11 protein-coding genes and 3 tRNA genes are annotated in these 12,500 nt (G+C 63.9%); 5 read left to right on the top strand and 9 right to left on the bottom strand.

The annotated features are described in order from the left end of the window. The 7 genes from AC3WOB_RS07330 to rnr all read right to left on the bottom strand — a co-directional run bounded on the left by AC3WOB_RS07330 (position 1) and on the right by rnr (position 7,314). Positions 1-810, bottom strand: a complete 810-nt coding sequence (locus AC3WOB_RS07330; RefSeq protein ID WP_013392622.1) for an energy transducer TonB — start codon at positions 808-810, stop codon at positions 1-3. A gap of 271 nt (positions 811-1,081) precedes the next feature. Further along, positions 1,082-1,157: transfer RNA gene (locus AC3WOB_RS07335), tRNA-Val, on the bottom strand. A gap of 153 nt (positions 1,158-1,310) precedes the next feature. Next, a complete protein-coding gene (locus AC3WOB_RS07340; RefSeq protein ID WP_003812968.1) occupies positions 1,311-1,583 on the bottom strand; it encodes an HU family DNA-binding protein in 273 nt (90 codons plus the stop codon). Positions 1,584-1,935: 352 nt separating this feature from the next. Beyond that, positions 1,936-2,616: a Fe2+-dependent dioxygenase gene (locus tag AC3WOB_RS07345; RefSeq protein WP_013392621.1), complete on the bottom strand. Its 681-nt coding sequence runs from the start codon at positions 2,614-2,616 to the stop codon at positions 1,936-1,938. 58 nt (positions 2,617-2,674) lie between these two features. Then, positions 2,675-3,919: a cystathionine gamma-synthase family protein gene (locus tag AC3WOB_RS07350; RefSeq protein ID WP_492274659.1), complete on the bottom strand. Its 1,245-nt coding sequence runs from the start codon at positions 3,917-3,919 to the stop codon at positions 2,675-2,677. Between the two features lie 52 nt (positions 3,920-3,971). Further along, positions 3,972-4,709: a 23S rRNA (guanosine(2251)-2'-O)-methyltransferase RlmB gene (gene rlmB / locus AC3WOB_RS07355; RefSeq protein ID WP_013392619.1), complete on the bottom strand. Its 738-nt coding sequence runs from the start codon at positions 4,707-4,709 to the stop codon at positions 3,972-3,974. Between the two features lie 130 nt (positions 4,710-4,839). Beyond that, positions 4,840-7,314 (bottom strand): ribonuclease R, encoded by a 2,475-nt coding sequence (gene rnr / locus AC3WOB_RS07360; RefSeq protein ID WP_013392618.1) that lies wholly within the window; start codon positions 7,312-7,314, stop codon positions 4,840-4,842. A 240-nt stretch (positions 7,315-7,554) separates the two neighbouring features. On the opposite strand from rnr, the gene AC3WOB_RS07365 reads away from it, so the two are divergent. After that, a tRNA-Leu gene (locus AC3WOB_RS07365) sits at positions 7,555-7,639 on the top strand. A gap of 110 nt (positions 7,640-7,749) precedes the next feature. Here AC3WOB_RS07365 and AC3WOB_RS07370 read toward each other — a convergent pair. Beyond that, positions 7,750-8,361 carry a tRNA-uridine aminocarboxypropyltransferase gene (locus AC3WOB_RS07370; RefSeq protein ID WP_013392617.1) on the bottom strand — a complete coding sequence of 204 codons (612 nt, stop codon included), beginning with the start codon at positions 8,359-8,361 and terminating at the stop codon, positions 7,750-7,752. Between the two features lie 160 nt (positions 8,362-8,521). On the opposite strand from AC3WOB_RS07370, the gene AC3WOB_RS07375 reads away from it, so the two are divergent. Further along, positions 8,522-8,606: transfer RNA gene (locus AC3WOB_RS07375), tRNA-Leu, on the top strand. A 131-nt stretch (positions 8,607-8,737) separates the two neighbouring features. Here AC3WOB_RS07375 and AC3WOB_RS07380 read toward each other — a convergent pair. Then, the gene (locus AC3WOB_RS07380) at positions 8,738-9,187 is read right to left on the bottom strand and encodes a GNAT family N-acetyltransferase (protein ID WP_492274660.1); all 450 of its coding nucleotides are present in this window, start codon (positions 9,185-9,187) and stop codon (positions 8,738-8,740) included. Between the two features lie 114 nt (positions 9,188-9,301). Between AC3WOB_RS07380 and AC3WOB_RS07385 the strand changes: the two genes are divergently transcribed. From AC3WOB_RS07385 to AC3WOB_RS07395, 3 genes are read left to right on the top strand one after another with little or no spacing between them, the layout of a single operon-like run. Beyond that, positions 9,302-10,195: a DMT family transporter gene (locus AC3WOB_RS07385; RefSeq protein WP_492274955.1), complete on the top strand. Its 894-nt coding sequence runs from the start codon at positions 9,302-9,304 to the stop codon at positions 10,193-10,195. Between the two features lie 27 nt (positions 10,196-10,222). Then, entirely contained in the window at positions 10,223-11,167 is a 945-nt protein-coding gene (locus tag AC3WOB_RS07390; RefSeq protein WP_013392614.1) for an AEC family transporter, read from the top strand. Between the two features lie 11 nt (positions 11,168-11,178). Next, positions 11,179-12,459 carry an arsenic transporter gene (locus tag AC3WOB_RS07395; RefSeq protein WP_492274661.1) on the top strand — a complete coding sequence of 427 codons (1,281 nt, stop codon included), beginning with the start codon at positions 11,179-11,181 and terminating at the stop codon, positions 12,457-12,459. Positions 12,460-12,500: the final 41 nt, after the last annotated feature.

Genomic DNA, 12,500 nt, shown 5'->3' on the forward strand with positions numbered 1-12,500 from the left:
TCAGTTCCTCATTACGAAATCGAACGGAATTTTGGCTTTGGCGGGATAGGCCACGCCGTTACGGGTATACGGTTTGAAACGGCCCTTGCGGGCGGCTGCCAGCGCCGACTCGTCCAGGCGCGGAAAGCCCGAGGAAGCGTCGATGGTTGCCCGCTCGACCAGCCCCTGGGTATTGATCTCGACCAGCACCACCACCCGGCCCTCTTCCCGCATGCGGCGCGAGGCCATCGGGTAATTGGGCATGGGACGCGCGCCCTGGAACTCGATGCTGGAAACCAGCACCGGTTGGTCGGGCGGCGGTCCCTGCTGCGGCCCTTGCGGCGCCTGGGTGCCTTCGGGCGCGCCGCTGGGCGGCGCCTTCGGCGCGTCCGGCTTGGGCTCGACCTTGACGTCCTGCTTGGGCTCCGGCTTGGGCTTAGGCTTGGGTGGCGGCTTGGGTTTGGGCTTGGGCGCCGGCATCGGCGGCTTTTCAACCACCGGTTCCGGTTCGGGTTCAGGCTCCGGCTCGGGCTTGAGTTCGGGCTCAGGCTCGGGTTCCGGTTCAATCTCGGGTTGCGGCTCGGGCGGCGTTTCCGTCACCGGTTGCGGCTCTTCGGGAGTGGGCTCGGCCTTGGCGATCTGGGGAATGGGCGCATCCACCACGCTCACCATGATGGCTTCCGGTTCCTCGAGTTCAGGACGATTCTCGGGCGCCATGAAGATGGCTCCTATCACTGCCGCATGCAGCGCCAGGACCGTCAGGCCAGCGCCTGCGCGTATACCGAATGAAGAGCGCGAAGAAGAATTCCAACCGCGTTGAAAACTAGGCATGAATCAGCCAGAGTGCATTGACTTATCCGGCCAGCCAGTAAAAGACGCACACGCAATGGCGACGGCTGCTGACCGGTACAAGCCCACAATAATATCTTAAATGCGAATGATTCGCACGTCCTATTTCATCTGATCCGGTCCTACATTTCTGACCTGGATCAATGCGCCCGAGCCATGCAAGCCAGCTCAGTCAATGAAGAACAAAACCCAAAACAAAAAACCCGCCACCATGACGTGTGCGGGTTTTGTGTGGAGCGCATATCGGAGCTTTTGGTGGGTGCTACAGGGGTCGAACCTGTGACCTACGCCTTGTAAGGGCGCCGCTCTACCAACTGAGCTAAGCACCCATTTTGATGCAGCCTCAAGACGAAATTCGCGAAAAATCCGTACAAGCAACTGCCAACCGGGGCACTCAAAAGCAATACGCGGGCCGGAGTATACCGGACCGCGCACTTGTGGGCAAATCGCCAGGTCTGCGCCTGCGATCCGCCCGCCGTCCATTAGTTGACGGCGTCCTTCAGGGCCTTGCCCGGACGGAACTTCGGCACCTTGGCCTTCTTGATCTTGATGGTTTCGCCGGTGCGCGGATTACGGCCGGTGCGAGCGGCGCGAGCCGACACAGCGAACGTGCCAAAGCCAACCAACGTAACCGTACCGCCCTTCTTCAGGGTGGTCTTGACGGCACCGATCAGGGCGTCGAGCGAACGACCAGCGGCAGCCTTGGAGATGTCAGCCTTGCTGGCGATGTGATCGATGAGTTCGGTTTTGTTCATTCAGGTGTACCCCTCACAAGGTATTGAGTCTGCCGGTAGTGCAGTTCACGGCCGTCATGATGGACGCCGCTGAAGACGCAAGACCCGACAAACGACGAACAGACAGTGGATAAACTTTTTTCTTGCGCTGCGAAGCACAACTTTTAAACTGCTGCGCCGCTTGGATTCAATGGCAAATTGCCTTCAAATCGTCAGCGACGCAGACGTGTATTAGGCCTTGGCGTGGCGCGGCTGTCAAGCGAAAACCTCACCACAACCCGCGCCAATACTAGCTTTTAGACCTTTTCGCAATAAACAGAAACACGCATTTCGGGATTTGCGCGACACCCCCGAACGCGATAGTTAACTTGCGTCAGACCTCGGCCCATCGACGCAGCAAATTGTGATAGATGCCGGTGAGCTGCACGATGGAAGGATGCCCTGCGGCGTCCTGGTTCAAGCGCTGTATGGCCACGTCCATGTCCAGCAACAGCGCGCGCTGGCTGTCTTCGCGCACCAGGCTCTGCATCCAGAAAAAGGACGACACGCGCGCGCCGCGCGCCACCGGATTCACCTTGTGCAGGCTGGTGCTGGGATACAGCACCATGTGCCCGGCGGGCAGCTTCACCGCGCGCGGGCCATAGGTATCGTCGATGACCAGTTCGCCGCCATCGTAGGAGTCGGGCTCGGAGAAGAACAAGGTGGCCGACAGGTCGGTACGCACGCGTTCGGCCGTGCCGGCAATGCCGCGCACGGCGTTGTCCACGTGATAGCCGAAGGACTCGCCGCCCTCGTAGCGATTGAACAAAGGCGGAAAGATCTTGCGCGGCAACGCGGCCGACATGAACAGGTTGTTGACCGCCAGGCGTTGCAGGATCAGGTTGCCCAGCTCCTGCGCCAAGGGGTGCTGCTCCGGCAATTGGCGGTTGCGCTTGACCTCGGCCGACTGATGGCCGGCCGTGACTTTGCCGTCGACCCAATCGGCGGCGTCCAGGCGGCGCCGGATCTCGGCCGCCTCTTCAGGCGTAAAAACTTCTGCGATCTGTATAAGCATGGGCACTATCCCGATGGCGTTGCAGGCGCGGCCAGCCACCGGCCGCGCGCGTGCCGCATTATCCCTGCAGGCAGCCGTTGAGCGCCTGATCGAAATCAAACAGCAGATCGGCTTCGTCTTCGATGCCCACGGACACCCGGATGAGACTGTCCGCGATGCCCATCTGCTTGCGGCGCTCGGCGCCCATCTCGTAATAGATGGTGTGGGCGGCGGGCAGCGCCAGGCTGCGCGTATCGCCCAGGTGAGTCGCCATCAACACGATGCGCAGGCGGTTCAGGAAATCGAAGCAATCCACCCCATCGGCCAGTTCCACGCCGAGCAGCCCGCCGAAGCGCGAACCGAACAGCGCCGCCGCGCGCGCATGTTGCGGGTGGCTGGCCAGCCCGGGGTAATGCACCCTGGCCACGCCGGGATGCTCTTCCAGGAAGCGCGCCAGCGCCAGCGCGTTGGCGCAATGCTTGGCCATGCGCAGGGCCAGCGTCTCGGCGCCCACCGCGATGCGGTGCGCGGGCTCGGCCGCCAGGGTGCCGCCCATGTCGCGCAGACCCTTCTTCTTGATCTGCGTAAGGCCCCAACTAGTGGGCGCGCCCTTGCGATAGGCCTCGTAGATGTTCGAGTCATCCGACCAATCGTACAAGCCAGTGTCCGTCACGGCCCCGCCCAAGGCATTGCCATGGCCGCCGATGTACTTGGACAGCGAGTTCATCACCAGCGACGCGCCGACCGAGGCCGGCCGGAACATCCACGGCGTGGTCAAGGTATTGTCGACCACGTAGACCAGGCCCTTCTCGCGGCAGATCTCGCCGATCACCGCCAGGTCGGCAACTTGCGTGCCCGGATTGGCGATGGTTTCGGTGAAGACCATGCGGGTATTGGGCTGGATCGCCGCGCGCACCTGCGACGAATCGGTCGCGTCCACGAAGGTGATCTCGATGCCCAGTTCCAGCAGCGTGCCCAGCAGGCTGTTGGTGTTGCCGAACACGAACTGGCTGGATACCAGGTGGTCGCCGCGGCGCAGCAGCGTGGTGAAGATCGCGGCCAGCGCAGCCATGCCGGTCGCGAAGCTGACCGTGCCCTTGCCGCCTTCCATCTGGTTGACCTTGGCCTCCAGCGCAGTGGTGGTGGGCGTGCCCTGGCGGGCGTAGGTAAAGCCAGCTTTGCCTTGGAAGACCGCAGCCAGCTCGCGGGCGTCTTCGTAAGCGAACTCCGAGGACGGATGCATGGGCTTGTGCACCGCTCCGTGCTCGACGGATTGCTTGCGGTCGGAATGGAGGATGGTGGTGGTAAAGCCGTTCTGGTGCATGATGGGCTGACGCGAAGAGGATGTGGTCTACAGGATAGGCAAGACGGATGGATCAGGAACGGCGCTGACGCACGGTTTCGTATAGGCAGACGGCGCTGGCCACGCTGACGTTCAGGCTTTCCACCGAACCCAGCATGGGGATGTTCACCAACTGGTCGCAGGTTTCCCGCGTCAGGCGGCGCATGCCCTCGCCTTCCGCCCCCATGACCCAGGCCATGGGCTGGCGCGCATCGATCTGGTGCATGCTGTCGGTCGCCTGGTCGTCGGTACCCACCAGCCACACGCCGCGGTCCTTCAGGCTGCGCATGGTGCGCGCCAGGTTGGTCACCATCAGATAGGGCACCGTGTCGGCGGCGCCGCAAGCCACGCGTTGCACGGTCGCGTTCAGGCCAACGGCCCGGTCGCGAGGGGCGATGACCGCGTGCACGCCAGCGGCGTCGGCCGTACGCAGGCAGGCGCCCAGGTTGTGCGGATCGGTCACGCCATCGAGTATCAGCAGTAGCGGCGGACCTTCGATGACGTCGAGAACTTCGTCCACGTCCACCGCCAATTGGCGTTCTTCGGCCAGCGCCACCACGCCCTGGTGGCGAGTGCCGCGGGACAAGCCGTCCAGGCGCTCCATGGGGACCGGATGCAGGCGGCAGCCCGCTTTCTCGGCCTGCTCGATGAACGTCTGCATCCGCTTGTCGCGGCGCGATGCCTCTACATAGATTTCCTTGATCGAGTCGGGCGCGTGGCGCAGCCGCGCAACAACCGCGTGAAACCCGGCCAGGACTTGGGTCGACGCCATAAATGCAATACCTTTAGATAAACGAATACCCGCCCCAGAGCGGGGCGGGCCACCGGACCAAGCCGGGCATAGATGCAATGTTACCCCTTATGGCTCGGCCGCCAAACGACGGCCTGGCCATAAAGAAGCATCAGTGGCGCTTGTGCGCGGCCTTCTTGGCCGGCGCGGCGCGCTTGGACGCCTTGGGCGCCCTGGGCGGCTTGCTGGCCTTCTTGGCTTCGGCGCGCCGCTCCTTGGCGGTCTGGCCCTTCAGGGCGGCGGGCTTGGGCGAGGCCGCCTTCTTCACGCGGCGCGACGGCTCATCCGGCCCGCGGGCCGAGGCCTTGCGCAGAGCGTCGAAGCTCGTACCTTGCACCAGGCGGAACTCGATGCGGCGGGCCTCCAGGTCCACGCGCGAGACCTGGACCTGAACCTTGTCGGTCAGGCGGTAGCGCATGCCGGTGCGCTCGCCGCGCAGCTCGTGCAGGGCGTCGTTGAACTGGAAGTACTCGCCACCCAGCTCGGAAACATGCACCAGCCCTTCGACGTGCAGCGTGTCCAGCGTGACGAAGATGCCGAAGCTGGCGACGCCGGTGACGGTGCCGCTGAAGTCCTCGCCCACGCGCTCCTTGACGAACCAGCACTTGAGCCAGGCCTCGACGTCACGCGACGCCTCGTCGGCGCGGCGCTCGCTGGCGGACAGGACCAGGCCCATCTTTTCCCAGATGGCGTGTTCGTGCTCGCGCTGCGTACGGCCTATCACCACAGGCTGGTCTTCCAGGCTGGGCACATACCGCTGGCCGGCCAGCAACGCCTTGATGACACGGTGCGTCAGCAGGTCGGGATAGCGGCGGATGGGCGAGGTGAAGTGGCTGTAGCCAGGATAGGACAGGCCGAAGTGGCCCATATTGTCCGGGCTGTAAACCGCCTGCTGCATGGAGCGCAGGCACATGGTCTGCAGCAGCTGGTAGTCGGGACGTCCGCGCACCGAATCCAGGAAGTCGCCGTAGTCCTTGGCCGTGGGCGTTTCGCCCCCGCCCAGCGACAGGCCCATGGTGCGCAGGAATTCGCGCAGCGATTGCAGGCGCTCGGGGGTGGGCCCTTCGTGGATGCGGTACAGGCCGGGATGCTTGCTGCGGGTCATGAAGTCGGCCGCGCAGGTATTGGCGGCCAGCATGCATTCCTCGATCAGCTTGTGGGCATCGTTGCGTACCGACGGCACGATCTGCTCGATGCGGCCGAGCTCGTTGCAGACGATCTTGGTCTCGACCGTGTCGAAATCGATGGCGCCGCGCTTCTTGCGCCCTTGCGCCAGCAACTGATAGAGCTCGTACAGGTGCTGGACCTGAGGCATGACGCTGCGCATGGCATGCGCCGCCGGGCCGCCGGGTTGCTGCAAGGCGGCCCAGATGTTCGTATAGGTGGTGCGCGCATGCGAATGCATGACCGCGTTATAGAACTGGTAGGCCGTGACCGTGCCGGCCTTGGCGCCGCTGGCCGGGATAACCATGTCGCAGACCAGCACCAGGCGGTCGACGTCCGGGTTCAGCGAACACAGGCCGTTGGACAGCGACTCCGGCAGCATCGGGATGACCCGGCGCGGGAAGTACACGCTGGTGCCGCGTTCGATCGCGTCGTCGTCCAGCGCGTCGCCCGGACGCACGTAGTGGCTCACGTCGGCAATGGCCACCAGCAGGCGCCAGCCCGGACGCTTGCGCTGGCCCGTGCCCAGTTCCACCGGTTCACAGTAGACGGCATCGTCGAAATCGCGCGCGTCCTCGCCGTCGATGGTTATGAGCGGCACGTCGCGCAGATCTACGCGGTCTTTCAGGTCGGTCTTCTTGACCACATCCGGCAGGCGCGCCGCCTGCTTACGCGCGGCCTCCGAGAATTCGACCGGCACGTCGAACTTGCGCACCGCGATCTCGATTTCCATGCCGGGATCGTCGATCTCGCCCAGCACCTCGGCCACGCGGCCCAGCGGCTGCGTGTGGCGCGTGGGCTGTTCCATGATTTCAACCGCGACCACCTGCCCGTGCTGGGCGCCGTTGGTATCGCTGGGCGGAATCAGGATGTCGTGCTTGATGCGCTGGTCCTCGGGAACGACGATGGACAGGCCGTGTTCGTGCAGAAAGCGCCCCACCAGCTTGTTGGTGCGGCGTTCGATGACTTCGACGATGGTGCCTTCAGGCTTGCCGCGGTATTCGCCGGCAGGCTTGACCAGCACGCGATCGCCATGCAGCACCTTGAGCATTTCGCGCGGCGACAGGAACAGATCGGGCCCGCCATCATCGCGCAGCAGGAAGCCGAAGCCGTCGCGATGCCCCAGCACCTTGCCGGCAACGAAGTCCAGTTTGGTGGCCAGCAGCAACACGCCCTTGCGATTGGGCATCAATTGCCCGTCGCGCTCCATGGCGCCCAGGCGGCGCTCAAATCCCACCATCGTCGCGGCGCGCTCGACGCCCATGCGTTCGGCCAGTTCCACCGGAGACAGCGGCGAGCCTGCGGCGCGCAGCGCTTTCAGGATGGCTTCACGGGACGGGACATCAGGATCGAAGTCCGGCGGCGCTTCGGGCAAGGGTGTTGATCTGTTGTTATTCGATTCGTTATTCGATCGTTTTGCCAAAGCTAAAATTTCCGTATATAATGCGCAGCTTCTGTGGTTCGCCCAAGGCTGAACACTGAAGCAGAAAATGGTCAGAAGGTTGGGAAGTTTAAAGCCCAGCCGGGGTTGAAAAGCAAGTTGCTTAAAACCGTATTGTAGAACCAACTGCACTTTGGAAGCATGCTTTAGTTAATGTGTTTTAACTGAAGCGATGCAACTAGGGCGGCAGCGTATCACATACTTCTGACAGTATCTCTCAGTGCCCAGGTGGCGGAATTGGTAGACGCGCACGGTTCAGGTCCGTGTGCCGCAAGGTGTGGAGGTTCGAGTCCTCTCCTGGGCACCACGGAATTTCAATCAAGACTATGCAAGCCAGTCTTGATGGCAACGGCTAAAAAGCCCCGGAAATCGCAAGATTTCCGGGGCTTTTGCTTTGCGCCTTGCAAACCCTGCCCTTCAACGCCAAGGCACTTTGCGGTTCAAATGATGCCGTGCGTACAAATCGGCGCCCATGCCTTCGATCTGGCCATCGATCAATGCCTCGAAAGGCCGCAGCAGCGCATCGAAATTCATCGGCGCCTCGATGGCGTTCAAGGCATGCGTCACGGCCTCTATCGTGGACAAGGCACCTGCCACATCGGCATGGCGCACGCGATAGCGCGTGGAGAGTCCCGCAGGCAACATCACGCGCGGCAAAGCGGCAAGCGCAGGATTGATATGCAGCAGCTTGCGCGCATGCCCCCAGGTGCCGTCGGGCACGATCAACCTGATGGGCGCGCCGAGATCCTGCCCGTAGCCAGGCACCAACACCTCAGCGCCCTCGCCGGGAAACAGCAAGCGAGGCAGGTGGCCGGGCAACGCCCAGTCGTCTTCTGAAAAATATTCGCCCACCACGCGTTGCGCGCCCGCCAATCCCAGCACGGCCAATCTTGCGGTGTTCAAGGCATGACGCGCCTCGCTGGGATGCTGCAGCACCACGACTCGAGTACGGCAGGAAAGCGAGGGAATCAGCGCGCACAGACAGTGCGATAGAGGACGCAGGCAACGCGTGCAAAGGGTACGAGACATGGGGCGACACTATATCGAATGTTCGAAAGCGGCCCGGCAGCAAAAAATATGAAAAAAAACCCACACGACTTGCACACTTCTAAAAAAGTGTGCATAATCTCATTCCTCTGCTGCTGAACAAGAAACAACGCGAAAGCGAAGCGACAAGTAAAGCATCAGCGCCCAGGTGGCGGAATTGGTAGACGCGCACGGTTCAGGTCCGTGTGCCGCAAGGTGTGGAGGTTCGAGTCCTCTCCTGGGCACCAATTATTACATCACGAGGTACCTGCGTGATGCGCCAAAAAAACCCCGAACGCGTAAGCGTCCGGGGTTTTTTCTTTGTCGGGCCCGTTTTGCTTGCCCGGCTCGCAATTTTCTTGAGCCGGGCGGGACTGCCCTACTTCAGCACATGCGTCATGACCACGTGCGGAATACCAGCCTCGACGAATTCCTCGCCTTCCACATTGAAACCGTGCGCCCGGTAGAAGCCCGCCGCATGCGTCTGCGCGTGCAGCACCAGCATGCGATGGCCGTCGCCATGGCCTTGTTTGATCAACGCGTCCAGCAACTGGCTGCCGACGCCCATGCCCCGCGCCTTCTTGTGGACCGCCATGCGGCCGATGTGGCCGTCGGGCAAAAGCCGGCCTGTACCCATCGGCGTGCCGTCCGGGCCGTAGGCCACGGCGTGCACCGACACGGCATCGTCGTCGTCCAGCTCGACTTCGGGCGGCACTTTCTGTTCGACGACGAACACCTCGTGACGCACCGAATATGCGTCGTCGCGCAAACGGTCCCAGGTTCCCAGGGCGATACGCACCGTAGCTTGTTTGTTGGTCGACATGTCCATCCCTCGCATGCAGCAAATGAATAAAAGAATCCTACGCCTCATTTTAGGCAGGGATGAACAAGTGCCAAAAGGGGGTACGATCGCGGCTTGCCCACGTCGTCCATGTTCCGCCACATGCCGCCTGCCGCTCCCCCCGCCTGGTTGAAAGCCGCGCCCGCGCTCTTCCTGCTTCTCTGGTCCAGCGGTTTCGTCGTGCTCAAAGTGGGTCTGGCCTATGCCGACCCCATGACGTTCCTGGCCTTGCGCTATGCCTGCGTGGTGCTGATTCTTGCGCCCTTCATGCTGGTTCTGCGCCCGCCGCTGCCGCGCGGCGCCAGCGCCTGGGGCCATCTGGCGATGGTCGGGCTGCTGTTGCAGGCAGGCTACTTCTGTTTCACCTACCTGTCGCTCAAACAGGGCATGTCGGCCGGCGCCGTGGCGCTGATCACCTCGCTGCAGCCTATCCTGATCGGCCTGCTGGCGCCGGCGATCGCGCACGAGAAAGTCGATGCCCGCCGCTGGGCCGGCCTGGGCCTGGGGGTATCGGGCGCCGCGCTGGTGATCATCGCCAAGGCCTCGATCGACGTGCTCTCGCCGCTAGGCTTGGCGTTCGCCATCAGCGCCCTGCTCTGCATCACTGGCGGCACCCTGTATGAAAAGCGCTACGGCGTGCAAACGCATCCCGTCACCTCCAATATGGTGCAGTACGCGGTCGGACTGATCGCCACCGCGCCGTTGGCGTTCTGGCTGGAGCCGATGCACATCGAGTGGACCGGCCCCTTGCTGGGTTCGCTGGCTTATCTGGTCGTGGGCAATTCGCTGGTGGCCATCACCTTGCTATTGACCATGATCCGCTACGGCGAGGCCTCGCGCGTGTCCGCGCTGTTCTTCCTGGTACCGCCTTGCACGGCCGTCATCGCGCTGATCATCCTGGGCGAAGCCATCCCCGCGCTGGCCTGGCCCGGCATGGCGCTGGCGGCGCTGGGCATCCTGCTGGTGACGCGCACGCCACAAGCGTCGCCCAAGTAGAATGAGCGCCCCTCCAGGTCCCTCCCCATGAACGCCGTCATTACCTCCGCCCTGCCGGTCTTCGCGCTGATCCTGACCGGCTGGCTCGCCGCCCGCTGGCGCATCCTGGGTTCCGGCGCCACCGACGCACTGAATCGCTACGTCGTCTATCTGTCGCTGCCCGCGCTACTGTTCCGCGCCATGACGCAAGTGGACCTGGCGCACATGGCGCATTGGGGTTTCGTGGGCGCCTTCGCGGGCGGCATCGCGGTCACGTTCCTGGTCTCTTTTGCCGGCGCGCGCCGCACGCAGCGCGCGCTGACCGACCGCGGCATCCAGGGCCTGGCCGCCTCCTACGCCAACGCCGGCTACATGGGCATTCCGCTATGCCTGGCGCTGTTCGGCCCCGACAGCATGGCGCCCGCTACTTTCACCACCCTGCTCACCGCCAGTGTGCTGTTCGGCTGCGCCATCGCCCTGATCGAGTTCGACCGCCAGCAGACGCCCAACCTGCCCTCCACGCTGCTCAAGGTCGGGCGCGCGCTGCTGCGCAATCCGCTGCTGGCGGCGCCGCTGCTGGGCCTGGCCTGGGCCTTCACCGGGCTCGCCCTGCCGGAGGGCGTGGACCGCTACGTGGCCTTGCTCGGCGCGTCCGCCAGCCCCTGCGCGCTGGTCACGATAGGCCTGTTCCTGGCGCAGACGGAGACGTCCAGCTCGGGGCCGGGCGTCATGCGTCTGGTCACCGGCAAGCTCTTGCTGCAGCCCGCTGTCACGGCCGTGCTGGCGTTCTATGTCTTCACCATGCCGCCGGTATGGGCCTGGACCGCGGTGCTGATGAGCGCGCTGCCGATCGGCACAGGGCCTTTCATGCTGGCGCAGATGTACGGCCGCGACGCCCGCGTGACCTCGCGCGCCATCCTGGTCTCCACGGTGGCGTCGGTGCTGACTGTCAGCCTGCTGGTCGCCTGGATCAGCGCCCATCCGCTTTCCTGACGCCTTTCACCATGCTGCTCGCCGCCGCCATTTTCGTACTCACCATCACCCTGGTCATCTGGCAGCCCAGGGGCCTGTCGATAGGCTGGAGCGCCGTGCTGGGCGCCGCGCTCGCGCTGGCCACGGGCGTGGTGCACCTGGCCGACATCGCGGACGTCTGGCGCATCGTCTGGAACGCCACCGCCACCTTCATCGCCATCATCGTTACCAGCCTGATCCTGGACGAGGCCGGCTTCTTCGAATGGTCGGCGCTGCACGTGGCGCGCTGGGGCGGCGGCCGGGGCCGGCTGCTGTTCGTCCTGATCGTGCTGCTGGGCGCGGCCGTTTCCGCGCTGTTCGCCAACGACGGCGCGGCGCTGATCCTCACGCCCATCGTCATGGAAATGCTGGTGGCGCTGGGCTTCGGCCCCGGCGCTTCGCTGGCCTTCGTGATGGCCGCGGGCTTCATCGCGGACACGGGCAGCATTGCGCTGATCGTGTCCAACCTGGTCAACATCGTCTCGGCCGACTTTTTCAACATCGGCTTCGGCGAGTACGCGTCGGTGATGCTGCCGGTGAACCTGATGGCCGTGGCGTCGACCCTGGCGGTGCTGTTGCTGTTCTTCCACCGTAGCATTCCGCCGCGCTATGACGTAAGCCAACTGCCCGCGCCCGCTTCCGCGATCCGCGACCTGACCACGTTCCGCGCCGGCTGGATCGTGCTGGCGCTGCTGCTGGCGGGCTTTTTCATCCTGGAACCCATGGGCATCCCGGTTAGCGCCATCGCCGCCGTCGGGGCGCTGGGCCTGCTGCTGATCGCCGGGCGGCAGCATATCGTCGGCACGCGGCGCATCATGCGCGAGGCCCCGTGGCACATCGTGGTCTTCTCGCTGGGCATGTACCTGGTGGTGTACGGCCTGCGCAACGCCGGCCTGACCGCGCACCTGGCGCAGGTGCTGGACCGTTGCGCGGAATATGGCGTGTGGGGCGCGGCGATGGGCACGGGCCTGATCACCGCCTTCCTGTCGTCCATCATGAACAACCTGCCCACCGTGCTGGTGGGCGCGTTGTCGATCGCGGACACCAGCGCCACCGGCGCGGTGAAGGATGCCATGATCTACGCCAACATCATCGGCAGCGATCTCGGCCCCAAGATCACGCCCATCGGCAGCCTGGCAACGCTGCTATGGCTGCACGTGCTGGCGCGCAAAGGCCTGCGCATCACCTGGGGCTATTACTTCAGGGTCGGCATCGTGCTGACCTTGCCGGTGCTGCTGCTGACCTTGGCGGCGCTGGCGTGGCGGCTGCAATAGGCGGCCAGGCGGTTTTATATTACTTTTGGTTATTTAAAAGG

The sequence above is a fragment of the Achromobacter sp. FW305-C-30-7 genome, from assembly GCF_058783105.1.